This window comes from Rhizobium sp. PAMB 3182, from assembly GCF_052908355.1.
In genome coordinates this window covers 938319-961915 of sequence record NZ_CM128607.1, presented here as the reverse complement: position 1 = coordinate 961915, position 23597 = coordinate 938319, and the positions used below count along the sequence as shown (strand labels likewise).

Below are 23597 nucleotides of genomic sequence, written 5' to 3'. Positions count from 1 at the left end.
CAACAATTCAGATCGTTGGCGCATTATGGCGTCGGCAGGGTCTCAAGCAAAAAGCTGCAGTGCCACGCCGCCAGAGGCGGCGACAAGCACCACAAGCCATGGCGGGGCTTTCCAGGCGATCAGCAGGACGAAACAGGTCAGCGCCAGCGCGAAGTCGCTCATGTTGCCGATGGCGCTGGTAAACACCGGCGAATAGAGCGCGGCCGCCAGGATGCCGACGACGGCGGCGTTCGCCCCGCGCATCAGCGATTGCACTTGTACCATCCTCCGGAAGCGATCCCAGAATGGCAGGATGCCGACAAGAATGAGAAAGCCTGGCAGGAATATGCCGGCCAGAGCCAGGAGAGCGCCGGCAATTCCGTTGGGTTCCGGTTGCAGCGCGGCGCCGAGATAGGCGGCAAAGGTGAAGAGGGGGCCGGGCACCGCCTGCGCGGCGCCGTAGCCGGCAACGAATGCGTCAGGCGAAACCCAACCGGGTTGCACGACCTCGCTCTGTAGCAATGGCAAAACGACATGCCCGCCGCCAAACACCAAAGCGCCGGCGCGGAAGAAACCGCCAAAGACGTCGAGCGCCTGCCACTGGCCGGCCAGCAGTGGCGTCAGGATCAGGAGGGTAAAGAAGGTCGCGAGCGCCACAAGCGCCGTCCGTCGCGTGACCGGCATGTGCACGGGTGTGCCGCTCGGCGAAACCGCGCCGAAGCGGAGGAAAAGGCCCGCTGCAGCACCGACAAGAATGGCGCCCAGCATCCCGTACATGCCGGGAATGAAGGCAATCATCGCAACCGCAACGACGGCGAGCGTTGCCCTTTCCCTGTCCGGGCACAGCGATTTTGCCATGCCCCAGACCGCCTGCGCCACGATGGCGACAGCGACAATCTTCAGCCCGTGCAATGCGCCGATCCCGACCGGCCCGGTCAATGTCGATGCAGTGCTGGCGAAAGCAAAGAGCAGGAGCGCCGAAGGGAGCGTGAAAGCAAGAAAGGCCGCCAGCGCCCCCAGCCAGCCGGCACGCATCATGCCGAGCGCAAAGCCGACCTGGCTGGAGGCGGGGCCGGGCAGGAACTGGCACAGCGCCACCAGATCGGCATAGGCGCTTTCGCTCAGCCATCGGCGGCGCACCACCAGCTCATCGCGAAAATAGCCGAGATGCGCGATCGGCCCGCCAAAGCTGGTCAGGCCCAGCTTCAGGAATGTCAGGAAAACCTCTCCCGCCGTGCCAGGTGTCAGACGCCTCTCGATTTCTTCCGACGAAAAATCCATCCGCCCCCGCTGTCCAGCCCCTGCGCCGGCTGTCAGTAAAAATGATGGCGGCGTCATTCGACGCCGGCATCGCTCTCAGTCTACTTCGCGCCCTCGGGCTCAAACGTCATCGAATGGCCGTTGATGCAGTAGCGCAGGCCGGTCGGCGGCGGGCCGTCGGGGAAGACGTGGCCGAGATGGCCGTTGCAGGTCGCGCAGCGGATTTCGGTGCGCACCATGCCGTGTGATGTGTCGCGCAGCTCGATGACCGCATCCTCGCTCACCGGCTCGAAATAGCTCGGCCAGCCGCAGCCGGAATCGAATTTCGTGTCGGAGTAGAACAGCGGCTCGTTACAGCCGGCGCAGCGGTAGAGGCCGTTCTCGTGGCTGTTCCAGAACGGGCCGGTAAACGCCCGTTCGGTGCCGGCTTCGCGCAGGATGCGGTACTGCTCCGGCGACAGCTCCTCGCGCCATTCCGTGTCGCTCTTGGTGATCTTGGGGCGCACCGTTTCAGACATGCTCGCTCTCCTGTTGTTGGCGTGGACGGGCCCGGCTTGGACATCTTGGTTGATTGTGGCCTTGAAGTTGTTCCGCTTATGGAACCGGTATTGGCCTTTGATATTCCGTCCCGGACGCTAGAAATAATGTCCGGCCAGCTCACGGGCAAGCTCCGCGCTCTACACATTCATGCGATTGTTATTTGATGGACAGAACTTGGCTTCGACTGCCTGTGACTTATGACCGGAAGGGGTGTTGCTGATGGCGGGAACGCCGCTTCAAAGTCTTCGCCTTCGTCGGGTTCCGCCTCTGCAACCGTTGAAGCCTGTCATCTTTTTGACGTGCGCCTCTTGAGACGGGGGGTTGTTTATCTTAAGTGGGTTCGGGGTCCCGGCCATAAGCCGCCTTGCGAATGACAAGAAGAAGGAGACGGCATGAACGCCGGTGCCGATGCGCTGACATTTGTGGTCTTGTGCCTGCCGTTTATCGGCGCCCTTGCTGCCCCCATCCTCACGCGTCTGCTTGCCGAGAAGGCGGCCTGGCTTCTGGCCATCGCCCCGGCGCTGGCCTTCTGGCACTTTTTCTCGATGCTCGACATCGTCTCGACCGGCGGCACGGTGACCGGAGGCTATGACTGGGTTTCGAGCTACGGCATCCGCTTTTCCTGGATGATCGACGGCCTCTCGGCCACCTTCGCGCTGCTGATCACCGGCATCGGCACGCTGATCGTGCTCTATTCCGGCGGCTACATGAAGGGCCATCCCCAGCAGGGCCGCTTCTTCTCCTTCATCCTCCTGTTCATGGGCGCGATGCTCGGCCTCGTCGTCTCCGACAGCCTGCTGACGCTGTTCGTCTACTGGGAGCTGACCTCGATCACCTCCTTCCTGCTGATCGGCTTCGATCACACGCGGGAAGCCTCGCGCCGGGCGGCGCTGCAGGCCCTCGTGGTCACCGGCGGCGGCGGGCTGATGCTGCTCGCGGGCCTTCTCCTGATCTGGAACCTGACGGGTGCGACGCAATTGTCGGACGTTCTGGCGAGCCACGATCTCCTGCGCCAGAGCCCGCTCTATCTCGCCGTCTTCGTCCTCATTCTCGGCGGCGCATTCACCAAGTCGGCGCAGGTGCCGTTCCATTTCTGGCTGCCGAACGCCATGGAGGCGCCGACCCCGGTCTCCGCCTACCTGCATTCCGCCACCATGGTGAAGGCCGGCGTCTACCTGCTGATGCGCCTCAATCCGGTGCTCGGCGACACGGCGCTGTGGGAAACGGTGCTGCCGCTCTTCGGCGGCGCGACGCTGATCGTCGGCACGCTGCTCGCCGTCCGCCAGACGGACCTGAAGCTGATGCTCGCCTATACCACCGTCTCTTCGCTCGGGCTTCTGGTCATGCTGACCGGTTTCGGCACGGAAAAGGCGATCGAGGCAGCGGTTCTCTATCTTCTTGCCCATTCCATGTTCAAGGGCTGCCTGTTCATGGTTGCCGGCGTCGTGGATCACGAGGCCGGAACGCGCGACATCACCAAACTCTCCGGCCTCGCCAAGGCCATGCCGGTCACCTTTGCCGCAGCACTTGCCGCTGCCTTTTCCATGGGTGGCCTGCCGCCCTTCGTCGGCTTCCTCGCCAAGGAAGAGATCTATGCCGGCATCGCCGCCGGCGATCCCTGGTCGATCTTCATCACCGTCGTCGCCATCATCGGCAACGCCTTGATGTTCGCGATCGCCTTCGCCGTGGCGCTCAAACCCTTCCTCGGCCCGAAGGTGGAAACGCCGAAGCACGCGCATGAAGGCCCGATCCTGCTGATTGCCGGCCCGATCGTGCTGGCAACGGCGGGTCTTCTCGCCGCCGTCTTCTCCGGCGCCTTCCACCACGCCATCTCGTCGCCCATGGCCTCGGCCGTCGCCGGCGAACCCGTCGACATCTACGTCTCGCTGATCCCGCATGTCGGCCTGCCGCTGGCGCTCTCCGGCATCACTATCGCGCTCGCTGTCGCCATCTATCTCGCCTATGATCGCGCCCGCACCGGCCTGGAGGCGATGTTCACGGCCCTCGGCAATGGCCCCGACAAATGGTTCGACGGCTTCATTTCCGGTCTCGCCGCCTTTGCCTTCCGCGTCACGCGCATCATCCAGTCCGGCCGTCTCGACATCTACATGACGGTGACCTTCATCGCCGTCGCCATCGTTTTGCTGGTGCCGCCCTTCGTCTTCGGCGAACTGCCGTCCTTCCCGCTGCTGCCGGAAGATGTGATGTTCCACGAATGGGCGATCATCTTCATCGCCATCGTCGGTCTCTTTGCCGTGCTCGGCGCCAAGAACCGGCTGACGGCCATCGTCTCGCTCGGCATCCAGGGCTTCGCCGTCGCCGTCATCTTCCTGCTGTTCGGCGCGCCGGATCTGTCCTTCACCCAGTTCATGGTCGAAACGCTGTCGGTCGTCATCCTCGCGCTGGTCATGACAAGGCTTCGCCTGTCGCCGAGCGATCATCGCCCGACGCGCGAGAAGATCATCGACGGCTCGATAGCGGCCGCCTGCGGCCTCGGCTTCGGCATGCTGCTCCTGAAGGCGACGGAGATCCCGTTCGATGCGTCGCTGACGCGCTTCTTCAACGAGTTCTCCAAGACCGTGGCGCACGGCAAGAACGTCGTGAACGTCATCATCGTCGACTTCCGCGGCACGGATACGCTGGGTGAAATCGCCGTGGTGATGATCACCGGTCTCGCCATCCTGGCGCTGATCCGCATCCGCGTGGCCGGACGCCGGCCGATTGCCGACAACACGCCCGACAAGCCGGCGGAGGCCGCACGTCCATGAACACCGTCATCTTCCGCACCGCCGCGCCGTTCCTGACCAGCCTCATGCTCTTGTTCTCGGTCTTCGTGCTGCTGCGCGGCCACAACGAGCCGGGCGGCGGCTTCATCGGCGGGCTGATCGCCGCATCCGCGCTGGCGATCTACGGTATTGCCTGCGGTGTCGCGACCGTGCGCCGCGCCATCCGCTTCCATCCGATGACCATTGCCGCCGCCGGTCTGCTGCTGGCCTGCTGCGCCGGCCTCCTGTCGCTGTTCCCCGACGTTCCCTTCATGACGGCGCTGTGGATCTACCCGTCGATCTTCGGCGTCGAGGTGCCGCTGTCGACCGTGATGGCATTCGATACCGGCGTCTACCTCGTCGTCGTCGGATCGATCACCTCGATCGCGCTGGCGCTCGAAGAAAGGGATAGCGACTGATGGAAGCGCTGTTTTCGGTTCTCGTCGGCCTGTTCTTCGCCACTGCCATCTATTTGATGCTGTCGAAGCGCATCGTCCGCGTCATGCTCGGCATCGCCATCCTCGGCAATGCGGTCAACCTGCTCCTGTTTACCGCGGGCCGGCTGACGCGCGAGGTGCCGCCGATCATTTCGGATACGATGGACACGCTGCCGTCCACCACCGCAAATCCGTTGCCGCAGGCGCTGATCCTGACGGCGATCGTGATCTCCTTTTCCTTCTTCGCCTTCCTGATGGTGCTGACCTATCGCGCCTTCCAGGATCTCGGCACCGACGATACCGACAACATGCGCGTCGCCGAACCCGAACATCCCGAACCGCCGCCGGCCGGATACTGAAGGGAACGCTGAAACCTCATGGCCGCAACGTCACACACACCGACCGTGGATCTCTCGCTAGCCTGGGTTATGGAGCCGGTGCCGGTCGCCCATTGGCTCGTCATCCTGCCGGTTGTACTCTGCATCGCGCTCGGCGCTATTCTCCTGATGATGCGCGGCCGCATGCACCTGCAGCCCTTCATCGCCATTCCAGGCTTTGCCGTCGTCGTCGTGATGGACGCGCTGTTGCTGGCCCAGGTGGTCGCCAATGGTCCGGTCACCATGGTCATGGGCCGCTGGCTGCCGCCCTTCGGCATTGCCTTTACCGTCGATGTGTTCGGTGCGCTGATGGCGCTTACAGCCGCCATCGTCGCGCTCTGCGGCGCCGTCTTCGCGCTGCACGACATCAATGACAGCGGCCGGCGCTACGGCTTCTATCCGTTCCTGATGCTGCTGCTGGCCGGCGTCACCGGCGCCTTCCTGACGGGCGACATCTTCAACCTCTATGTCTGGTTCGAAGTGTTGCTGATCTCGTCCTTCGGCCTGCTGATCCTCGGCTCCGAGCGCGAGCAGATCGACGGGGCGATGAAGTATGCGGTCCTGAACCTGATCGGCACGACGCTGTTCCTGATCGCCGTCGGCTACCTCTATTCGATCTTCGGCACGCTCAACATGGCCGACATCGCCCAGAAGGCGAGGGCGGGCATCGATGGCGCGCCGCTTCTGACGCTTTCGGCGCTGTTCATCCTCGCCTTCGGCATGAAGGCGGCGGCCTTCCCGGTCAATTTCTGGCTGCCGGCCTCCTATCACACGCCGCGCATCGTGGTGTCGGCGCTGTTTGCCGGCCTGCTGACCAAGGTCGGCGTCTACGCGCTGATCCGCGTCATGGTCATGCTGCTGCCGGTGGGGCTTGCGGGCCTTTCCGGCGTTCTCGCCGTCTCCGCCGGCCTGACCATGGTGCTCGGCGCGCTCGGCGCCATGGCGCAGAGCGATCTTCGCCGCATGTTCGGCTATCTCGTCATCTCCGGCATCGGCTCCATGATGGCCGGTGTGGCGATCGGCACGCCGGCGGGCCTCTCCGGCGCCATCGTCTATGCGCTGCATTCGATCGTTCTGATGACGGCGCTCTACCTTATGGCGGGCGCCGCCGCGCGCATCGGCGGCGGTTTCAAGATGATGGAACTCGGCGGCATCTACGCGACCAATCCATGGTTTGCCGGTCTGTCGCTGGCATTGCTCTTTGCCGCATCAGGTCTGCCGCCGTTCTCCGGCCTGTGGCCGAAGATCATGCTGGTCGAAGCGTCGATGAAGACCGGTTCGTGGTGGCTTGCCGCGGCCATTCTGGTCAGCGGCTTCCTGACCACCATCGCGCTCGGACGCATGTTCCTGATCGCCTACTGGCGCCCGGCCGCAGCGCGCGAGGAGGAGGTGCCGCCCGTCTCGCTGCCCGCCGGCATGTGGCTGCCGATGATCGCGCTGTTCGCACTGGTCGTCTTCTTTGGCGTCTTCCCGGACGGGCTCATCCGCCTGGCGCAGGCCGCCGCCGACGGGATCTTGAACCCGCAGGCCTATCTCAACTCGGTCTTCCCGGCTGGAGGTGCGTAAGATGCGTCTGTTCGTCATCAATCTCATCCTGGCGCTGATCTGGGTTTCGGTTACCGGCGATGCGTCGCTGCTCAATCTCGGCTTCGGCTTCGTCCTCGCCCTGCTGGCGCTTGGCGTCGTGCGCGAGCAGATCGGTGGCGCCGGTTACTTCATGCGCGCGCGCAATGTGCTTGCCCTGGTGCTTCTCTTCCTGAAGGAACTCGCGCTGTCCGCCTGGGACGTGGCGTGGCTTGTCCTGCGCCGGGACATGAACCTGAAGCCCGGCATCTTCGCCTTTCCCTTGACCGTCGACCGTGACTTCGAGATCGTCCTGCTCGCCAACATGATCACGCTGACGCCGGGCACGCTGTCCGTCGATGTCTCGGAAGACCGCAAGACGCTCTACGTCCACGCGGTCGACTGCTCGGATCCGGAAGGCACCGTCCGCTCGATCGCCGACGGATTCGAACGCAAGATCATGGAGGCATTCCGGTGATCACGCCCGAAAACATCATTTATGTCAGCACCGAGATCGCCCTTGTCCTGCTGGCTTTGTCCTTCCTCATCACCGTATACAGGGTGATCCGCGGTCCGACCCTGCCGGACCGGGTGGTGGCGCTCGACATGCTTGTGGCAACCGCCATGGGTTTCATCTGCGTGATCGCCATCAAGACCGGCTTCACGCTCTACATCGACATCGCCATTTCGCTCGGCCTCGTCGGCTTCCTGGCGACTGTCGCGTTTGCCCGCTTCATCCTGTCGCGCAACAGCATGGTGGAAAGCGAGAGCGAGGATGATCACCCCGACGCACCGGTTGCCGTGCGCAAAGAGGAGGGCTGAACCATGGACCTGATCTTCGCGATCGTCATTTCGCTCATCATCTTCGCCGGCGTCTTCTTCACGCTGACCGCTTCCATCGGCATCATCCGCCTTCCGGACATCTATACCCGCATGCATGCGGCTTCCAAGACCGGCACGGTCGGCTCCGGCCTGATGTTCCTGGCCGTCGGCCTGCACTCGGGCGACATCGCCACCTTCGAGCGGGCGCTGGCCGGATTTGTCTTCTTCATCCTGACGGCGCCGATCTCGGCACATCTGCTCGCCAAGGCTGCGCACAAGGCGGGTTACCCGCTTCACAGCGTCTCGGTACGCGACGATCTTGAGAAAGATGACGCGCATTAATCGATTACAGAGCCTTTCTTTAGCCAGAAGTGATTAATACACCCGAAAGTATTCGACGCCTTTGGCAGAAAATGATGATTGAAAATTACAAGAAATAATAATTGGCGACCTTGAAGAATAGTGATATTTGACTTTCGCGGATCGTCAGTATCGATATCCCGTACCGCTGAATTTTCACACGTCTAGAAGCACATGTCATGTTGCTGATTGAGGTAATCTGACCTGGTCTTGGTGGAGATTCAGATGAAAAAATGGGCAATCGCTGCTGTATCGGGCGTCGGAATGTCATAACGAAGCTTGGGGTGGGCATCGTTATATTAGAGATAGGTCATCTATCCCATCCGGCGTTCGGTGTCTGTGTTATTGATTCGTCGTCCTTTCCCACGAAAAGGCGGCGGATTGGGCGAGATATTGAACAGGAGATAGTCAATAATGACGGAGCTTGCTTTGGAGAGCAACCAGGATTTGTTAGTGGAATTGACGGCAGATATTGTCGCCGCTTATGTCGGTAATCACGTTGTTCCAGTCAGTGAACTGCCTGGTCTGATTGCAGATGTTCACAACGCATTGCATAATACGTCCACCCCCGCTCCTGCGGCCGCCGCGGCCGAGAAGCAGAAGCCTGCCGTTTCCGTGCGCAAGTCTGTTCAGGACGACCAGATCACTTGCCTGGAATGTGGCGGTACCTTCAAGTCGCTTAAGCGCCACCTGATGACCCATCATGACCTGACGCCGGAAGATTATCGCGAAAAGTGGGAACTTCCCGCCGATTATCCGATGGTGGCTCCGGCCTATGCGGAAGCTCGCTCCCGCCTGGCCAAGGAAATGGGCCTCGGCCAGCGTCGCAAGCGCGGCAAGTAATATGTGTATTGCCTCTCGATGAGAGGTGATTGGAGCAAAACCCGGCCCCTGTGGCCGGGTTTTCTGTTTGAGCGCCGGGATTGCCGGGGAGCAGATGCTGGCCGCTGCTGTTTCGATCCGTCCGTCCGGAGAGCCATTGCGTCTTTGTGACGAGGAAATAAATCCCATAAATTGTCATCGGAATCGCTGTTTCTCCAGCAAAAACAAGGCATGGTTGCAGACGGGATGTTTCATGCATCCCCGCATTTGCCGTAGGGTGTATGAATAAATTCCTATTCGCAAAGGAGTTGTTTCATGCTGCCGATAGTTCCACATGCCACCAGTCAGGCGAAAGAACCGCCGCCGACCTCCCGCCGCCGGTCGTTCCCCGTCAAGGGTCCCGGTCGTCCAGTGATCCTGCCGCTGTCGCGCGAAAGGGCGCTCTGCCGTGTGGTTCGCAACATCACGGCCGAACTCGTCCTGTTGACCGGCGAGCGCATTCTGGTGCGCCGCGAACGCCGGCGCACCGCCTGCCATATCCGCCAGATCGCCATGTATGTCTGCCATGTCTCGCTGAGCCTGCCGATGAGCGAGATCGGCATCGCCTTCGGGCGCGACCGTACCACGGTCTCGCATGCCTGCGCCAAGGTCGAGGACCGGCGCGACGACAGGGCCTTCGATGAGTTCGTCGCGACCGTGGAGCGCATCGCGCTGTCGATTGCAGCGGTGACGGCGGGAGGCGGCGATGACTGAGATGGCAGGCAACTGGACGCCGCGGCGCAAGGCCCGGACCCTCAGGCTCCTCGAGTTTATCGGCGCCGCCGGCGCGTCGGTAAACGAGGGGGCGGCCGTCAACCCCGACATGCTGTCCTTGACCGCCGGCGGGGCAGGCGGCACGCGCGCCTTTCCTGCGGATCTGGTCGGCGCACTCCTTTCCGAGGGCGTCGTCCGTCGCAACGGCGACAGTCTGACGCTGCGGCCGGAGGCGGCTTCGCTTCTGGTCCGGCTGCGTGCTGCCAACGGGCAAGGTCCGGAGGGTGATGCCTTCGCTGTCCAGCACCGGGATCTCGACCAGACATCGGTGGAGATGGAGGGGGTTCGCCAGACCGTCACGGTCAATCGCAGCGAATCTCCGCTGGCGCCCCTGCTGCGGCTGAAGGGAGGGGATGGCAAGCCGTTTCTGCCGCACGAGGCTGTCGCCGCCGGCGAGAGGCTGGCCGCCGACTTCGCCCGCGCCGGTCTGCAACCGCGCGTCACCGCATCATGGGAGCCGCGTCTGCAGAGCCGGGGCAGGGGACAGCCGGGCGGCATGGCCGATCTTGCGGTTAGCGCCATCGAGGCGCGCCGCCGGGTGAACCGGGCACTGGACGCACTCGGGCCGGACCTTGCCGGGATAGCGCTTGATGTCTGCTGCTTCTGCAAGGGGCTTGAAGCCGTCGAACGCGAGCGGCAATGGCCGGCCCGCTCTGCAAAGCTGATGCTGAGAACCGCGCTTATGGCGCTCGCGCGGCACTATCAGCCGCCGGCAGCGACCACCCGTCGCGACATCCGGCATTGGGGTGCGGACGGCTATCGGCCGGACATCGGGGAAAGGTGACGGCCGTCACACATCGCAAGCAATGAATCTTCATAATCTGATTGCAAATCCGAAGGCTGTCTCCATTTATTCTTTGCTCTCGGGCAGATTAACCACAGATATTATCAGAAGTTGAATTTCTCGTGATGGTCGCACTAATGTCGAAATGCGTAGCGGGAATTTCATTTTTTAGCGTATGTGGGGACAGTGCATGAATAGTAATGAACATATACTGCCGCAGTTGTTTCTGCGGTCGTGGCCATTTCCCTATGGCGTGGGGCGGCTGACGATCAAATTCTTTTCCGGCCTGAAGTTCAGGCACCAGCGGGCAACGGTCATGACGAGGGATGGGTTCCCGATCGATGTCATGCCCAACGAACATGTGGGGCGGGTTCTCTATCTCACGGGTCAGTTCGACCAGGGCGTCTTCGATGTCCTGTTCCAGCACAGCCGGCCCGGCGATACCCTGCTCGATATCGGTGCCAATATCGGCTATATGAGCGCCTGCTTCCTGGCCAATGTCGAAGGCTCGAATGTCATCGCCGTCGAGCCGCAGGCGGGCGTTCTCGATCTGCTGCGCGCCAATCTTGGGCGCTTTCCCGGCCGTGCCGAGATCGCGCCTGTGGCCCTGTCCGCAGAGAGCGGACGCGGTCACCTGCAGATCGTTGACGACAACAGGGGCGCAAGCAGGCTTGTCAGCCATGGCGACGGCGAGACGCAGGACGTGGAACTGTGGTCGCCCGAGCAACTGATCGAGGCCCTCAAGCCGACGAAGATCGACATCGTCAAGATCGATGTGGAAGGCCACGAGGAAACGGTCTTTCAGGCCTCGCGCTCAATCCTTGCCAAGTTCCGGCCACGCATCATCGTGTTCGAGGATCATGGTGACAAGGCGGCGCCGGACGCCGTCATCGGCAGCCTGTTGAGATCGCTTGGCTACCGGGTCCATGGGATCAAGAAAAGGCTGACAAGGCTGGAATATCCCGAAATCAAGTCTGCCAGGGACTGCGTGCACCGCGATTATATCGCAATCCTGAACGGATAGCCCGAACCAACGGAGTTACCTTATGCCGCGATCCGCAACGCTGCTTCGTTGCGGATCCGCTGGACCATGGAGCGCAACCCGTTCGCTCGCTGCGCCGAAAGGTGCTCGACGAGACCGATTTCCTTGAAGGTGTCGAGCGCGTCGAGCCTGGCGATCTCGGAGGCGTGCTTGCCGGAATAGAGCGCCAGCACGATGGCGACGAGGCCGCGCACGATATGGGCGTCGGAATCGCCTGCGAAGGTCAGCACCGGATCGGCCGTGTCGTCGGCCGGGTTGACGACCAGCCAGACCTGGCTCGCGCAGCCCTGCACCTTGTTCTCGGCTGTCTTCTGGCTGTCGGGCAGATCGGGGAGCGCCTTGCCGAGTTCGATCACGTAGCGATAGCGGTCTTCCCAGTCTTCCAGGAAAGCGAAATCGTCGATGATCTGATCGAGTGAGGTCATGTCGGGCCGTCGTCTTTGCTGTCTGGTGTCTCCCGCATATAGGCCAAACAGGCCGATAAATGAACCATCGGCGGGAAAAAAGAAAACGCCATGGCGGATGGGCTCCCCATGGCGCTGGCAACAGATTGCCGAGGTGGTGTGACAGGCAGTCACGGAAGGATGAAGGCGGTCGCTCCGCCTTCGGAAAATGTCAGCGCTGCGGCTTGGGAATGGGGTGTGGCACGACCGTGCCGGTGATGATGGCGCCGACCGGATCGTTCTCGTCGGTGGCGGTCGTTACGTCTTCGAGCGCGGCGGTTTCGGTCTTGGCGCCGTCCTTATTGTCCAGATAGGTGTCGAGCATCTCGTAGGCGACCTTGGCGCCCTCGCGCGCCCTGACGCTCAGCGCCGCAAATGTCCTTGCGCCCTTTTCGCAGACGTCCGGCTGCTCCGAGCAGATCGCGCCCATGTAGCGGATCGCGCCGCTCGCCGCCGTGAAGGCGTTTGCGAATTCAACTCTGGTCTCGCCCTTGGCCATTTCCTCGCCGGGATCGGTGGCGAAGAATGATAACGCCACAAGGACGATCGAGAACCAGAACGCTCCTTTGATCAGAAACCACATGATGCCCATCCTGTTTTGTCGTCCGGTCTGTCGCCGGTTCAACCTGACCATTTACCGGTCTTGTTGGGCACTATAGGGGCGAGAAGCGAATCGCCCTTTGCAGAATTTGCTCACATTTGCCGCGAATTTTGCTCAAATGCCGCTTTCTCAAATTTTCCGAAACATTGATTAGAATTTGAACGACCGGTGTTAATCATATGGGCAGCGGCGCGCCTGAAAACACTGGACAAGTGTGTGGGCAAGCCTGCCACAAATGTTAACGCGAAACGAAAAATCAAGCCAAATCCGTCGCTTACCCCTCGTTAACCACGAATTGCAAAGCACCGTTGAATCGTCCCAAATCGGGATTTTTATGGTTTGGCCGGCCCTTCCGGAGGGCCTCTTTTATACTTTCCTTAAGCCGCCGCCCTGTACATTTGCCCCATAAGAAAGAAGCGTCTCACAGGGCTCGTTTAAGTGCTGGTATTGCGTAACATTGCTGATCGGGCCGTTGGCCTCGCCGACCGGATGGCCACTGCGTGGCTCGCCGGTTCGAATGCGGGCCAGGAAGCCGAGACTGCCGAGGTCGCGGTGCTTCGCCGGCTGATCCTTGTCTCGTCCACGGCCCTGCTTGCCGTGCCCGCCGGCCTCTCTCTCGTCACCAGCCCCGCCGTCGCCTTGCCTGCCGGTGTCGCCGCCGTTGCCGCCGGCTTCCTGTTTTCCGCCGTTGGCGCCGTTGCCCTGTCGCGTCTCAGTGCACGCGAGGAGCGGCCGGCTGTCGCCAAGGCTGCTGAACCTGTTGACGAGGCGAGCCTGTTTGCCGCCTATCCCGGTTTTCTCATTCTCTTCGATCTGCAAGGCCATGTTGCAGCCGTCGGCGGTCGCGGTGCCGAGGGCCATGGCGAGCAGGCCGCCCGCTATCCCGGCCGCGGCTTCGTTGAGCACATCCATGTCTCCGATCGCATCCACTTCCTGAAAGCCATCGACGTCCTGCGCCAGGGCACGCGCCAGAGCATCGCCGTCGATCTGCGGCTGGAGCGTCGCGGTCTCGGTGACGGCCAGTTCTCGCATGTCCGTCTCGACCTCAGCGCCGGCGCCATCAAGGATGGCCGTCCGGCCCGCATCCTCGGCGCGCTGACGGATGTGTCGGCCGAGAAGGACATGGCTGTCGAGCTGCAGGCCAAGAGCGAGGAGGCCGCATCGGCGCATGAGGCGAAGTCGCGCTTCCTGGCCGCCGTCAGCCACGAACTGCGCACACCGCTCAATGCCATTCTCGGCTTCTCCGACATTCTCGCCGGCGAATATTTCGGCCGCTTCGAAAACGAGCGTCAGCGCGAATACGTCCAGCTGATCCGCCAGTCGGGCGGTCACCTCCTGTCGGTCGTCAACACCATGCTCGACATGAGCAAGATCGAGGCCGGTCACTACGAACTGATGCTCGAGCCCTTCGCGCCGGGCCGAGCGGTCAAGACCTGCGAGGAAATGCTCGGCCTTCAGGCGAAGGAAAAGGGCGTCTCGCTGACGAGCCGCGTCCAGCGCGACATCGGCGAACTCGTCGCCGACCAGCGCGCGCTCAAGCAGATCCTGATCAACCTCGTCGGCAACGCCATCAAGTTCACCGATGCCGGCGGCGTCATCACCATCGACGCCGTGCGCGAGGGCGACAACTTCAAGATGACGGTCAGCGACACGGGCATCGGCATTGCGGCCGACAAGATCGCCCTGCTCGGACGGCCGTTTACACAAATCCAGAACGATTACACCCGCCAGTACGAAGGCACCGGCCTTGGCATCTCGCTGGTGAAGGGACTTGTCGCGCTGCATGGCGGCGAGTTCCTGATCGATAGCACCCCGGGCGAGGGCACGGTGATTTCGATCGTTCTGCCGGCAGACGGAAGCGGCGCGGCACGTGCGGCGGCCGAGGGCGACGGGCGCATGGTGGAGTTTCCGCCGCGCCTGAAGACCAGCGATACGCCGGCAGACAGCCAATGCAAGGAAGAGATCAATGGCCGCTCGCAAGCGAAAACCGCCTAAGAAGCAGGGAGCAGGCGCCGTCCTGCTTCGCCTTGCCGTTCGGGGCGGGGGCCGCACGGCTGCGGTCATCGGCCGGCACCCGTCGCTGTTCGGCGGCACGTTGGCCTTCGCCGTCATTTTCGGCTTCGTCGCCGCCAATGCGCTCTGGTACCAGCCGAACGAACATCCGGCCCCGATCCTGAGGACCCGCACGGACAAGAACCCGAACGGCATTGCCGGTCTGGTGCGCAAGCCGAACGAACTGCCGGAAAACAATGTCACCACGTTCAGGATCGAGCGCGAAACCGGAAGCGACCTCGACAGCACACAGACCGCTGCCGTCCATCCGCTGGAGCGTCCCGCGCCGGACGATGCCGGCGTCACCGCATCCGTGCCGAAGCCGGACGTGCTGGTCGGCGAGATCCAGGGCGAACTCGCCAAGCGTGGCCTCTATGACGGCGCGATCGATGGTCTTGACGGGCCACGCACTTCCGCGGCGATCTCCACCTTCGAGCAGCGGATCGGCCTGAAGCCGACCGGGGAGGCACGCGACGACATTCTCGTGCTCCTGCAATCCGGCATTGGCAAGACCGCCGCCGCAGACCCGAAGCCTGCGCCGACCGCACCCGTCGTCGTGCCGGCCTCGCGGCCCACGCCGGAACTTTCCGACAGAAAGCCGGCGCCTTCGACAAAGACCGTGGTGGCGGCAAAGCCGCAGCCGAAGGTCCCCGTTTCCGATCCGGTTGCCGATGCGATCCGCCAGGCGTCAGCCAAGCCGCCGGCCGCCGCGCCGGTGACCAAGGCATCCGCACCGGCCAACGCGAACGCATCCGACCTGGTGACCAAGATCCAGCGCGGCCTCTCCAACATTGCCTATGCCGACATCAAGGTCGACGGCGTCGCCGGTGGCCAGACGCGCGCGGCGATCCGCCATTTCGAGAAGCATTACCGTCTGCCTGTGACCGGCGAACCCAATGCCGCCGTGCTGAAGAAGCTGCAGCAGATCGGCGCATTGTAAGTATTGCGCGCTGCCTGCGTAGTTGCGTCCTCTCTAATATTATGGATTGATTAACCATGCCAAGCATATCCTCGTCGTTGGTGAGGAGATGGTCATGCAATCCATGGTGCAGCCACAGGAAGACGTCGCCGGCGAGGCCGGTCCAGACGCGCGCGAATTGAAGTCAATCATCGGCAAGCTGGCCCGCGAGGCGTCCAATCTCGGCATCGACCTCGTCGATATCGCCGGCGCGGTTCATGATACGGCCGCCATGTCGTCCCGCCACGCCGGGACCTTTTCCGAAATCACCGATGCGGCGCTGGAAATCGCCAGCACGAACAACACGCTGGCCGAAAGCCTGCGCCGCACCGACGACGATGCCGCGCGCGCCCGCGCCATGATGCAGGAGTCCTCCGCACGGCTGACGCTGTCGGCAACCGAGATCGACAAGATGCTGTCGAGCACCGGCGAGATATCCGCCGAGATCGGCAGCTTTTCGCAGTCGCTGGCCAATGTCGACGGCATCGCCCAGGAAATCTCCATCATCGCCCGCCAGACCAACCTCCTGGCGCTCAATGCTGCAATCGAGGCGGCGCGTGCCGGCGAAAGCGGCAAGGGCTTTGCCGTGGTCGCGGCAGAAATCCGCGCCCTGTCGCTGCAGACCTCGAAGGCGACCGAGGCAATCCAGGCCATGCTCAACGAACTGGGCGGCAAGATCGAACGGCTGACCGGCTCCGGCGCAGGCGCGGCGGAAAGCGCGCGCGAGGTGCAGGAGACGTCGTCCGCCGTGCGCGCCTCGTTCGGCGAGATGGAGGGCGTGATGTCGAGCATCCTCGATTCGGCCTCCGAATTCGCCCGCACGACGGAGACGGTCGACCGCCAGTGCGCCGCCTTCGTCGACACGCTCGGCGGCATGGCCGGCGAGATGCTGAAATCGAATGCCGGCATGCAGAAGGCGAGCGAACGCCTCGACGATCTCGTCGGCCTCTCCGAGACGATCATCCAGCTGACGGCCAGCGCCGGCATCGAGACCGCCGACAGCCGCTGGATCGGCATGGCGAGCGACGTCGCCGGCGCCATTTCGGCGGCGCTCGAAGGTGCTGTCGCCCGTGGACGCATTTCCGAAGCCGATCTCTTCGACCGCAACTACCGCCCGGTGCCCGGCAGCGATCCGCAGCAATATCTGACGGCCTTCACGGCGATCACCGACGAATTGTTTCCGCCGATACAGGAGCCGGTGCTGCAGGAGGACGAACGCATCGCCTTCTGCGCGGCCGTCGACAACAACGGCTACCTTTCCACCCACAATCGCAAGTTCTCGCAGCCGCAGAAGCCGGACGACCCGGTCTGGAACATGGCGAACTGCCGCAACCGCCGCATCTTCAACGACCGCGTCGGGCTTGCGGCCGGACGGTCGACGGCTCCGTTCCTGGTCCAGACCTACCGCCGCGACATGGGCGGCGGCAATTTCGTGCTGATGAAGGATATTTCCGCGCCGATCGCCGTCAAAGGTCGCCATTGGGGCGGATTGCGGCTCGCCATCAAGGTCTGACGTCATCGCTGTCGATGGCGTTGCGCAGGTCGCCGGCTTGCGGAATTTGCCCTAGCATGCGATCAGCCGTTCTGCATCGAACGGGGTCCAGCCATGCGCCTGAAAACCGAAATCTTCGTCTCCGCCCTTGTCCGCCGCGTCTTTTCCGCCGGCGGATTTGCCGCCGTCGAGCGCAAGGGAGCAGACGCCGCCGGCGCGATCTTCATCCGCCAACGCTTCCGCGACGGCCGTGAAAACCTCTACGGCCCGGCGCCGCAGAGCTTCTTCGAGGAAGACGAGGCGATGGGCCGCCTGTTTGAAAAGCGTCTTGAGCTCGCCGAAGCCGCCGATGTCGATGCCCTGCTCAAACGAGAAGCAAGTTTCGATTCCGACCTCTGGATCGTCGAACTCGAATGCAACAGCGTCGAGGGTCTGTTCGAGGTGGAGGGGTAGGGAGCCCGCTAGGCCGCCCGCTCGTCCTTGCTTGCCGGCGCTATTGGCGGCGCGACGGCATCCTCGTCGTCCGAGAAGGTGTAGCGGTCGGCGCGGCACCAGGTCTCGACGCGCTCGAGGCTGTCCCAGGGGTCCAGTTCGCCGAGCAGCATGTCCGCCATCGTCCTGCCGTCTCTGACGTCCCCGAGATGGGGATAGAGGGCGGCCAGGATCAGGCGGATGTCCTCTTCGGCCATGCCGACCCCGATCAGTGTCGTTGCCAGCTGGTGGCCGGAGATGTCCAGCATGATGCGTTCGGCAAGCCAGCGGCTGGAAGTCAGCGTGTCCGAAAGGGTCGTGGCGAAGTGTCCGGCTTCCATGTTGCGCGCGAAGCGGACGAGGAGGGCGGATTGCATTTCGGAAATCGAGCGCAGGCCGAGCCGGTCGGTTTCGGGGCGGGCCATGTGCCGGGCGAGTTGCTTCAGCTGATCGCGCAGCGCTTCCTCGCGCGCCAGCCGCAGGATCTCTTCGTCCTCGGCGGCCGGGGTGGCAACGGCCGCTGGCTGCGTTGCCGTATCGGCGCGGGCAGCGGTCGCCTGGGGAGCGTCCGCTCCCTCTTGTCGTGGCAGCGCCGCCGGATGCGGCATGCCCCGGCTCGGCTGTTCGCCGCGCTGCTCGGTATGGCGCAGGCCAACCAGCGCGTCGACGACGCGCGGCGACAGGTTTTCGCGCCGGACGATGGCGCGGGCATGCGCTCCGCCTTGCGTGCGGGCGATGGTGATCAGCGTTTCGTCATGGATTGCGGGGGAACTGGTGAGGAAGGGCGCGGCAAGGCTGATCGGCTGGCTGCCGATGAAAAGGGCGACGGCCTGGGGAACATGCTCGCACTGGGAAAGCGCGGCGATCGCCTGGCGGCGGGTCTCTTCGGACGAGGCGTGAAAGAACGGTGTGAAGAGCTCGGCGAACTGCTGCAGTTCCGTCCGGGTCGGCTGTTTGAGCGACTCGAAACTCGTCACGGTCGCCATCAGCACCACATCCTTCCTACGCACACCCAATGGTCCTTCCAGCTCTCTGTACCGGTCACTCACGGCCCTACCCACGCTACGCACTACATCTGAATCAGCAAATTAGACCAAATTCGCTAACGACCTGTTAACTATGCTGTGTCTGAATGGAACCATCACCACCGGTGATCCGTTTGATGCGTTAAGGCGAAGCGGAAACCGGTGGACGAGAGAACGGCGCAGATGCCTCCGAAGGTTCGAGGTCCCCAATCTGGAGATGCGCCAGCCCGGCCGAAACGGCGGGCAGGATGAAATCGCTCTTCATCCGTCTCGATCGCCTTATCAAGGAGACGAGCATGGCAGAGATAGTTCGTTTACAGGACCGCAAGTCCAGCAAGAAGCCGCCGGTCAAGCGCCGGCCGGTCACCGGCGACGCCAAGGTGCTGCTGTTTACCGGCATACGCTACGAGCGCCGCGGCGAGATCATGATCAACAGCGTGTCGCAAAACCGCGGCTGATAGATTTCATCCGGCGGCCCTAGCGCTGGTTGTTAGGGTTGCGTGGCACGCTTGCAGATAATTCTCGGGGAGCTATGCTCACCGGATGGCAACTACGTTGTGCCCTGTTTTTCTTTTCCGAAGTTCGGGCTTTGCCCCATCTGGCGTCACTGTGATCAGTGTCGCGCCGCTGGAAGCTGTGATCTTCGTTTATGGCGGCGGTGGCGTCGTTGGAGAAGGCGGTCTGCACTCAGCCTTTGGCGGCGCGGCAGTTTTCAAGAACGACACGACCGGTGGGTGCTTTGTTGGCGTATGGGGAGCGCGCAACGCTTCACGATTTCGCAGAGAACTGCGAGCACATATGGACATTCGTGTTATCAAAGAAGCTCCGGACGCCCGCCTTGTTTTCTGGGGCGCGGCAAATAATCGACCAGGGAAACCCTAGGGTTCGTAGCGGGATATCGTTCCCTCCTGAAAAGCCTACTTGTTGACGCCCAAACTGAAGCATGAGCCGACTTCGTCACCCTTTACGCCGGGCGGGTCACCGTGCAGCTTGCTTCCTGAAGGAAGGAGCGGGCAAGTGGCCCGTAGCTCGGCATCGGCGCCATGGCGCGCAGCACGGCATAGCCGTCGGAGACCGGCATTTCGACGAGAATGGATTTTGCGAAGGCTTCCGGCAATTCCTTGCGGATCGACGCAAGGTCGACCGGTGTCGCCAGCACGACATCGAGCACGCCCGCCGAGGACGTGCGGTCATTGATCGAGAACACCTCGTTGCTGTTGGAATCATAGACCGCCAGCGACCAGAAGGGCAGGTCGCCCACGGCCTGCAGCCGCACCGGCCCGTCCGCCGCATCGAAACCGCAGACAGCCTCGCTCAGGAACGGATCGCCATTGGCAAGCCCTGCCGCGTCCGGCTGATCGGAGAGCAGGTGGAAGCGGTAGAAGTCGCCCTCCGCGATCACCCGCGTGAAGGCGTCGCGGCCGGTAAAGTCCGGCAGCCAGAGGATGGTGATCAGATGCAGGATCGCCGCGCCGACCAGCCCGATGATGACGGCGAAGGGCACGCCCCTGAAATCAGGCATTCTTGCACCCCAGTCTCTGCACTTGCGGCATGGTCAGGTCCATCAGACCCGCGCTGCCGGCCGTCGGCGTGTCGAACAGGGTCAGGACCAGCCTGAACGTGCCCGTCGGCAGCAGCGCCAGCCAGTTTCCGGGCTTGGCGTCGGTCGCCGCGACGATGTCGAACATGCCGTCCGTGCCGCGCACGACCACCCACGAATTCAGCGCCATCGGCAGGGTCTTCGCCACGGTGAAGGGCCGGCCGTCGGCGCCGGCGACATAGAGCGTCCAGAGTCTTGTCTGCGGCGTCTGCCCGGAAATGCGATAGGTGCAGGCGGTCGAAAACGCTTCGCCCGAATCGTCGCGGTCGGCGATGAAGCGCAAGGCCTCTGCCTCGCCATAGGTCAGCCGCCCGGCATTGGCCCGGTGCGCCTTGGCATAGGGGTCGGCATCGGCAGTCTGGGCACGGGGAAAGGCGGTCCAGGCGCCGAGCCGGATGGCACCGAAGCCCTCGGTCGCCTTCAGCGCATAGATCGACGACAGGATGCCGACGCCGAACGCGACCAGGAGGCCAACCGCCACAAGGAATGGAATTCTGAACACCTGGAGCTTGGACCCTCTGACCCCCGAACTGCTGCGGAGCCTAAAGCGTTCAGATTCAAATGGGAACAAGCCAGTTGCCGCAAACGCCGGCTTTCCACTGCGGGCGAGGGGAAAGCCCGGTGTGCGCAATGCGATCGGCCCAGGGCGATGCCCCGGGCCGATCTCTATTTCATCGGTAGCTGTCCGTCAAAAGGCGACCTTCACGCCCATCCGGCCCGAATACGCCTTGGACTTGTCGGTGTATAGCCAGCCTTCCAGCCCGCCATAGACGCTGACGTTCGATTTGATCTGAACGTCGATGTTTGCGCCGATGCCGGCGCCGGCGACATTGCGCGCGCCGCTATCGGCAACGCTGAACTCGGAGTTGTCGAGGCTGGCGTGGATGCTGTCGGAGCCGAGATACTGCACATCGGACACGGCGCCCGTCATGGTGAAGGTGAGCGGCTGTCCGGTCGAAAGCACGGTCCGCCTGGTCAGTTCGCCCATCAATCGGCCTTCAAGAGACTGGGACATACGAGAATCGTAGTCGATGTTCTGAGACGAGCCGCTTTCGTCGTAGCTCTCGTACCAGGCGCCCGTGTAGCGCAGCTTTGCTCGTCCGGTCAGCGTCCAGTCGTCGGCCAGCGACCGGGAGGTGCTGAGTGCAATTTCCGGCGAGGCATACCAGCCATTGAAGCTGCCGACCGCTTCCTCGTCACCGTCGTTGATCGAACGTTTGGAGCGGTTGTGGATGCCACCGAAGGCGACAGATGCGTCCAGCTGGAAGCCTTCGAACTGCTGCGCGCCGTAGAAACCGAAGAAGCCCGTGTTACCGGTGATGGAGGACGTGCCGTCATTGGCCTTGCTGGAAACATGGCCGCCGCCCATGAACATGCCGAGGCGGGTCTTGTCGAACTGGTGGTCGACGCCGGAAATGCCACCGTAGTGGTAGGAGTCGCTACCCGACTGGCCGTCTTCGCCCGGCAGGAACTTCTGACCGCCGAACACCCTCGTCCAGAAGAGGTTGCCGGTGCTGTCGAGAGCGGCATTGCCGGCCTGAGTCTTGATCGCCTTGACGGCGGGGGTGTCCGCCTTCGTTTCAGCATAGCCAAGCGCGCCGGTGGAACCGGCCGTGTCGACCTGCACCGAATCAGGCCTGGCGACATCGAGAGACAGAATGCTGCCGACGACGTCCGACACCGAGGAGGTATACTGCGTGGCCATCTTGCTCGCGGAAGGAAGCGTGACGACGTTGATCGTCCCGGTGGTGTCCGCGTCTGTGATGATCAGCGTCTGGCTGCTATTGTCGAGATTGATCGTGTTCAAGCCGGAAAGATAGTTCGACGCCTCGATACGATAGCTTCCCGCGCCGAAATTGGTGGTATTGCCCGTGGTATGATTGTAGTCGACGACGCCCGAGAAGGATGAGTCGGGCGAGATATTGAGCGTGTTGGAGCCGCTTGCGAAATAGACCGATGCGATGCCGCCGGTGATGCTGCCGGTATTGCTGATCGTGTTGCCGGACCCCTCCAGGTAGACACCGTATTTTTCGCCCTTGATCGTCCCCGAATTGTCGAGCGACGCCGTTTCCGAAAGGGTGACGCCCGTGCTGGTCAGGCCGGTGATCGTGCCTGTGTTGGTGATGGAGATCTTGCCGTTGAGGGTCGTCGCCTCGATACCGTCGGCGCCGGTGACGGAGCCGGCATTGACGATGGTGATATCGCCGCCGCCATCGGAGTCCTCATTGTCGCTCCCTTGAGCCGTGGCGGAGATCGCCGCATCGTCGGGAGCATAGATAACACCGGTCTTGGTGTTGGTGATGGTCGTGGTGCCGAAGCCCTGTACAAGCGTTTGAATGCCGTTATGACCGACGCCTTGGTCTGTCAGTTCGGTATTATCATAGGCATTGACGGTGCCGCTGTTGACTACCGTGACGCCAGTCGCGCCCCACGCCTGCAGGCCGATCTCGTCATACGATGTGACCGTTCCCGAGTTCGTCACACTGGCGGTGCCGGTGTCAGACCAGGCCGTGATGGCCTGGCGCGTGGTGGAATAGACGGTTCCGCTGTTGGTGACGCTGGTATTGGCCACATAGCCGATGGCGCGAATGCCGGCGAGATAGCCGTTGACGGTGCCGCTGTTGGTGATGGCGACGCTTTCCGTCTCTACGGAGTTGTGACCGCCATCGGCATAGAGGCCCCAATCAGTCGTCGAGGTTACGGTGCCGCTGTTTGTCAGGTCGACGCTGCCGTCGTTGGTCGTCGCGGTGATGCCCGGCCCCACATAGGCCATTACCGTCGCGGCGCTGTTGACCGTGATGTCGCCCGACGTCTCATTTCTGAACCATTCGGCCCCAAAGCCGCCGCCGCTTGCGGTGATCGAAACGCCCGCATCGATGATGATCGTCGCGTCGTGATCAGCGGCTTCGGTCGAGAAGTAGACGGCGCTGTACTCCGTGTTGTTGATGACCGTGCCGCCGGTAATCGTCAGCGTCTGGATCGTGGGCGAGGTGTCGCTGGTTTCCGGCCCGATATCGATCGCTGTCGCAGTACCCCCGGTGACGGTCAGCGCCGACGTACCAATGCCGCCAAGCATGCTGACGTGTCCGCCGTTATCGCAACTTAAGGAGGAAACATTGCCGGATGTGCTGCAGATCGAGGCTATCGGCTGGGCGAGAGCATAGGTCGGCAGAGAAAGATGCGCGGCAAATGGCATGGCGGCCATGCAGGTGGTGCTCAACAGAGCACGGACACGCGAGGAAATCGGAAGCTTTGACATTTTGAATCACATCCAATGCGGGAATCTTAAACACCTATGGGTGTATTTCGCAACTGATGAGATTCTCTTCTGGACGGCAATGTGACCGGAGGTAGATTTTCGTCTATAACCAAAAATGGTTGCGAATATCCG

The 23597-nt window shown here is 62.6% G+C and carries 25 protein-coding genes; 17 read left to right on the top strand and 8 right to left on the bottom strand.

Annotation, left to right across the window (positions count from 1 at the left end):
* Positions 1–42: 42 nt before the first annotated feature.
* Positions 43–1260 (bottom strand): chromate efflux transporter, encoded by a 1218-nt coding sequence (chrA, locus tag ACU5AZ_RS04885; protein WP_446824904.1) that lies wholly within the window; start codon positions 1258–1260, stop codon positions 43–45.
* A gap of 80 nt (positions 1261–1340) precedes the next feature.
* A complete protein-coding gene (msrB, locus tag ACU5AZ_RS04880; protein WP_446824903.1) occupies positions 1341–1757 on the bottom strand; it encodes a peptide-methionine (R)-S-oxide reductase MsrB in 417 nt (138 codons plus the stop codon).
* A gap of 414 nt (positions 1758–2171) precedes the next feature.
* Between msrB and ACU5AZ_RS04875 the strand changes: the two genes are divergently transcribed.
* The 11 genes from ACU5AZ_RS04875 to ACU5AZ_RS04825 all read left to right on the top strand — a co-directional run bounded on the left by ACU5AZ_RS04875 (position 2172) and on the right by ACU5AZ_RS04825 (position 11546).
* A complete protein-coding gene (locus tag ACU5AZ_RS04875; RefSeq protein WP_446824902.1) occupies positions 2172–4547 on the top strand; it encodes a putative monovalent cation/H+ antiporter subunit A in 2376 nt (791 codons plus the stop codon).
* Entirely contained in the window at positions 4544–4963 is a 420-nt protein-coding gene (locus ACU5AZ_RS04870; protein WP_446824901.1) for a Na+/H+ antiporter subunit B, read from the top strand. The genes ACU5AZ_RS04875 and ACU5AZ_RS04870 overlap by 4 nt, the downstream gene beginning before the upstream one ends.
* A complete protein-coding gene (locus tag ACU5AZ_RS04865) occupies positions 4963–5340 on the top strand; it encodes a Na+/H+ antiporter subunit C (RefSeq protein WP_446824900.1) in 378 nt (125 codons plus the stop codon). The genes ACU5AZ_RS04870 and ACU5AZ_RS04865 overlap by 1 nt, the downstream gene beginning before the upstream one ends.
* An 18-nt stretch (positions 5341–5358) precedes the next feature.
* Positions 5359–6924 carry a Na+/H+ antiporter subunit D gene (locus tag ACU5AZ_RS04860; RefSeq protein WP_446824899.1) on the top strand — a complete coding sequence of 522 codons (1566 nt, stop codon included), beginning with the start codon at positions 5359–5361 and terminating at the stop codon, positions 6922–6924.
* Between the two features lies 1 nt (position 6925).
* Positions 6926–7399 (top strand): Na+/H+ antiporter subunit E, encoded by a 474-nt coding sequence (locus ACU5AZ_RS04855; protein WP_446824898.1) that lies wholly within the window; start codon positions 6926–6928, stop codon positions 7397–7399.
* Positions 7399–7743 carry a cation:proton antiporter gene (locus tag ACU5AZ_RS04850; protein WP_446825920.1) on the top strand — a complete coding sequence of 115 codons (345 nt, stop codon included), beginning with the start codon at positions 7399–7401 and terminating at the stop codon, positions 7741–7743. Before ACU5AZ_RS04855 ends, ACU5AZ_RS04850 begins: the two co-directional genes overlap by 1 nt.
* Positions 7744–7746: 3 nt before the next feature.
* Positions 7747–8085 carry a monovalent cation/H(+) antiporter subunit G gene (gene mnhG / locus ACU5AZ_RS04845; RefSeq protein WP_446824897.1) on the top strand — a complete coding sequence of 113 codons (339 nt, stop codon included), beginning with the start codon at positions 7747–7749 and terminating at the stop codon, positions 8083–8085.
* Between the two features lie 432 nt (positions 8086–8517).
* Positions 8518–8946: a MucR family transcriptional regulator gene (locus ACU5AZ_RS04840; protein ID WP_446824896.1), complete on the top strand. Its 429-nt coding sequence runs from the start codon at positions 8518–8520 to the stop codon at positions 8944–8946.
* Between the two features lie 294 nt (positions 8947–9240).
* Positions 9241–9678 carry a helix-turn-helix domain-containing protein gene (locus ACU5AZ_RS04835; RefSeq protein ID WP_446824895.1) on the top strand — a complete coding sequence of 146 codons (438 nt, stop codon included), beginning with the start codon at positions 9241–9243 and terminating at the stop codon, positions 9676–9678.
* Entirely contained in the window at positions 9671–10522 is an 852-nt protein-coding gene (locus ACU5AZ_RS04830) for a DUF6456 domain-containing protein (RefSeq protein WP_446824894.1), read from the top strand. The genes ACU5AZ_RS04835 and ACU5AZ_RS04830 overlap by 8 nt, the downstream gene beginning before the upstream one ends.
* Positions 10523–10712: 190 nt before the next feature.
* Positions 10713–11546, top strand: a complete 834-nt coding sequence (locus ACU5AZ_RS04825) for an FkbM family methyltransferase (protein ID WP_446824893.1) — start codon at positions 10713–10715, stop codon at positions 11544–11546.
* A gap of 20 nt (positions 11547–11566) precedes the next feature.
* Here ACU5AZ_RS04825 and ACU5AZ_RS04820 read toward each other — a convergent pair whose 3' ends face one another.
* Together ACU5AZ_RS04820 and ACU5AZ_RS04815 are read right to left on the bottom strand one after the other, a co-directional pair.
* The gene (locus ACU5AZ_RS04820) at positions 11567–11989 is read right to left on the bottom strand and encodes a SufE family protein (RefSeq protein ID WP_446824892.1); all 423 of its coding nucleotides are present in this window, start codon (positions 11987–11989) and stop codon (positions 11567–11569) included.
* Between the two features lie 190 nt (positions 11990–12179).
* A complete protein-coding gene (locus ACU5AZ_RS04815) occupies positions 12180–12590 on the bottom strand; it encodes a DUF5330 domain-containing protein (RefSeq protein ID WP_446824891.1) in 411 nt (136 codons plus the stop codon).
* A 507-nt stretch (positions 12591–13097) separates the two neighbouring features.
* Between ACU5AZ_RS04815 and ACU5AZ_RS04810 the strand changes: the two genes are divergently transcribed.
* From ACU5AZ_RS04810 to ACU5AZ_RS04795, 4 genes are all read left to right on the top strand, one after another.
* Positions 13098–14603, top strand: coding sequence for a sensor histidine kinase (locus tag ACU5AZ_RS04810; protein ID WP_446825919.1), 1506 nt, complete (start codon positions 13098–13100; stop codon positions 14601–14603).
* On the top strand, positions 14575–15600 hold the full coding sequence (locus ACU5AZ_RS04805; protein ID WP_446824890.1) for a peptidoglycan-binding domain-containing protein: 1026 nt from the start codon (positions 14575–14577) through the stop codon (positions 15598–15600). Before ACU5AZ_RS04810 ends, ACU5AZ_RS04805 begins: the two co-directional genes overlap by 29 nt.
* A gap of 94 nt (positions 15601–15694) precedes the next feature.
* On the top strand, positions 15695–17131 hold the full coding sequence (locus ACU5AZ_RS04800; RefSeq protein ID WP_446824889.1) for a methyl-accepting chemotaxis protein: 1437 nt from the start codon (positions 15695–15697) through the stop codon (positions 17129–17131).
* Positions 17132–17224: 93 nt separating this feature from the next.
* Positions 17225–17563: a DUF1491 family protein gene (locus tag ACU5AZ_RS04795; protein WP_446824888.1), complete on the top strand. Its 339-nt coding sequence runs from the start codon at positions 17225–17227 to the stop codon at positions 17561–17563.
* 8 nt (positions 17564–17571) lie between these two features.
* On the opposite strand, the gene ACU5AZ_RS04790 is transcribed toward ACU5AZ_RS04795, so the two are convergent.
* Positions 17572–18591: a DUF2336 domain-containing protein gene (locus tag ACU5AZ_RS04790; protein WP_446825918.1), complete on the bottom strand. Its 1020-nt coding sequence runs from the start codon at positions 18589–18591 to the stop codon at positions 17572–17574.
* A gap of 311 nt (positions 18592–18902) precedes the next feature.
* On the opposite strand from ACU5AZ_RS04790, the gene ACU5AZ_RS04785 reads away from it, so the two are divergent.
* Positions 18903–19064 (top strand): hypothetical protein, encoded by a 162-nt coding sequence (locus tag ACU5AZ_RS04785; RefSeq protein ID WP_446824887.1) that lies wholly within the window; start codon positions 18903–18905, stop codon positions 19062–19064.
* 85 nt (positions 19065–19149) lie between these two features.
* On the top strand, positions 19150–19488 hold the full coding sequence (locus ACU5AZ_RS04780) for a hypothetical protein (RefSeq protein ID WP_446824886.1): 339 nt from the start codon (positions 19150–19152) through the stop codon (positions 19486–19488).
* Between the two features lie 82 nt (positions 19489–19570).
* Here the strand turns inward: ACU5AZ_RS04780 and ACU5AZ_RS04775 are convergent, their stop codons facing one another.
* The 3 genes from ACU5AZ_RS04775 to ACU5AZ_RS04765 all read right to left on the bottom strand — a co-directional run bounded on the left by ACU5AZ_RS04775 (position 19571) and on the right by ACU5AZ_RS04765 (position 23465).
* Complete coding sequence (locus ACU5AZ_RS04775; protein ID WP_446824885.1) at positions 19571–20128, bottom strand: DUF1254 domain-containing protein; 558 nt, start codon at positions 20126–20128, stop codon at positions 19571–19573.
* Positions 20121–20708, bottom strand: coding sequence for a DUF1214 domain-containing protein (locus tag ACU5AZ_RS04770; RefSeq protein ID WP_446824884.1), 588 nt, complete (start codon positions 20706–20708; stop codon positions 20121–20123). The genes ACU5AZ_RS04775 and ACU5AZ_RS04770 overlap by 8 nt, the downstream gene beginning before the upstream one ends.
* 186 nt (positions 20709–20894) lie before the next feature.
* Positions 20895–23465 carry an autotransporter outer membrane beta-barrel domain-containing protein gene (locus ACU5AZ_RS04765; RefSeq protein ID WP_446824883.1) on the bottom strand — a complete coding sequence of 857 codons (2571 nt, stop codon included), beginning with the start codon at positions 23463–23465 and terminating at the stop codon, positions 20895–20897.
* Between the last annotated feature and the right edge of the window lie 132 nt (positions 23466–23597).

Bases quoted from the DNA above. Each gene is read 5' to 3' on its own strand.
- chrA (WP_446824904.1), bottom strand. From the start codon at position 1,260: ATGGATTTTTCGTCGGAAGAAATCGAGAGGCGTCTGACACCTGGCACG.
- msrB (WP_446824903.1), bottom strand. From the start codon at position 1,757: ATGTCTGAAACGGTGCGCCCCAAGATCACCAAGAGCGACACGGAATGG.
- ACU5AZ_RS04875 (WP_446824902.1), top strand. From the start codon at position 2,172: ATGAACGCCGGTGCCGATGCGCTGACATTTGTGGTCTTGTGCCTGCCG.
- ACU5AZ_RS04870 (WP_446824901.1), top strand. From the start codon at position 4,544: ATGAACACCGTCATCTTCCGCACCGCCGCGCCGTTCCTGACCAGCCTC.
- ACU5AZ_RS04865 (WP_446824900.1), top strand. From the start codon at position 4,963: ATGGAAGCGCTGTTTTCGGTTCTCGTCGGCCTGTTCTTCGCCACTGCC.
- ACU5AZ_RS04860 (WP_446824899.1), top strand. From the start codon at position 5,359: ATGGCCGCAACGTCACACACACCGACCGTGGATCTCTCGCTAGCCTGG.
- ACU5AZ_RS04855 (WP_446824898.1), top strand. From the start codon at position 6,926: ATGCGTCTGTTCGTCATCAATCTCATCCTGGCGCTGATCTGGGTTTCG.
- mnhG (WP_446824897.1), top strand. From the start codon at position 7,747: ATGGACCTGATCTTCGCGATCGTCATTTCGCTCATCATCTTCGCCGGC.
- ACU5AZ_RS04840 (WP_446824896.1), top strand. From the start codon at position 8,518: ATGACGGAGCTTGCTTTGGAGAGCAACCAGGATTTGTTAGTGGAATTG.
- ACU5AZ_RS04835 (WP_446824895.1), top strand. From the start codon at position 9,241: ATGCTGCCGATAGTTCCACATGCCACCAGTCAGGCGAAAGAACCGCCG.
- ACU5AZ_RS04830 (WP_446824894.1), top strand. From the start codon at position 9,671: ATGACTGAGATGGCAGGCAACTGGACGCCGCGGCGCAAGGCCCGGACC.
- ACU5AZ_RS04825 (WP_446824893.1), top strand. From the start codon at position 10,713: ATGAATAGTAATGAACATATACTGCCGCAGTTGTTTCTGCGGTCGTGG.
- ACU5AZ_RS04820 (WP_446824892.1), bottom strand. From the start codon at position 11,989: ATGACCTCACTCGATCAGATCATCGACGATTTCGCTTTCCTGGAAGAC.
- ACU5AZ_RS04815 (WP_446824891.1), bottom strand. From the start codon at position 12,590: ATGTGGTTTCTGATCAAAGGAGCGTTCTGGTTCTCGATCGTCCTTGTG.
- ACU5AZ_RS04810 (WP_446825919.1), top strand. From the start codon at position 13,098: ATGGCCACTGCGTGGCTCGCCGGTTCGAATGCGGGCCAGGAAGCCGAG.
- ACU5AZ_RS04805 (WP_446824890.1), top strand. From the start codon at position 14,575: ATGGCCGCTCGCAAGCGAAAACCGCCTAAGAAGCAGGGAGCAGGCGCC.
- ACU5AZ_RS04800 (WP_446824889.1), top strand. From the start codon at position 15,695: ATGCAATCCATGGTGCAGCCACAGGAAGACGTCGCCGGCGAGGCCGGT.
- ACU5AZ_RS04795 (WP_446824888.1), top strand. From the start codon at position 17,225: ATGCGCCTGAAAACCGAAATCTTCGTCTCCGCCCTTGTCCGCCGCGTC.
- ACU5AZ_RS04785 (WP_446824887.1), top strand. From the start codon at position 18,903: ATGGCAGAGATAGTTCGTTTACAGGACCGCAAGTCCAGCAAGAAGCCG.
- ACU5AZ_RS04780 (WP_446824886.1), top strand. From the start codon at position 19,150: ATGGCAACTACGTTGTGCCCTGTTTTTCTTTTCCGAAGTTCGGGCTTT.
- ACU5AZ_RS04775 (WP_446824885.1), bottom strand. From the start codon at position 20,128: ATGCCTGATTTCAGGGGCGTGCCCTTCGCCGTCATCATCGGGCTGGTC.
- ACU5AZ_RS04765 (WP_446824883.1), bottom strand. From the start codon at position 23,465: ATGTCAAAGCTTCCGATTTCCTCGCGTGTCCGTGCTCTGTTGAGCACC.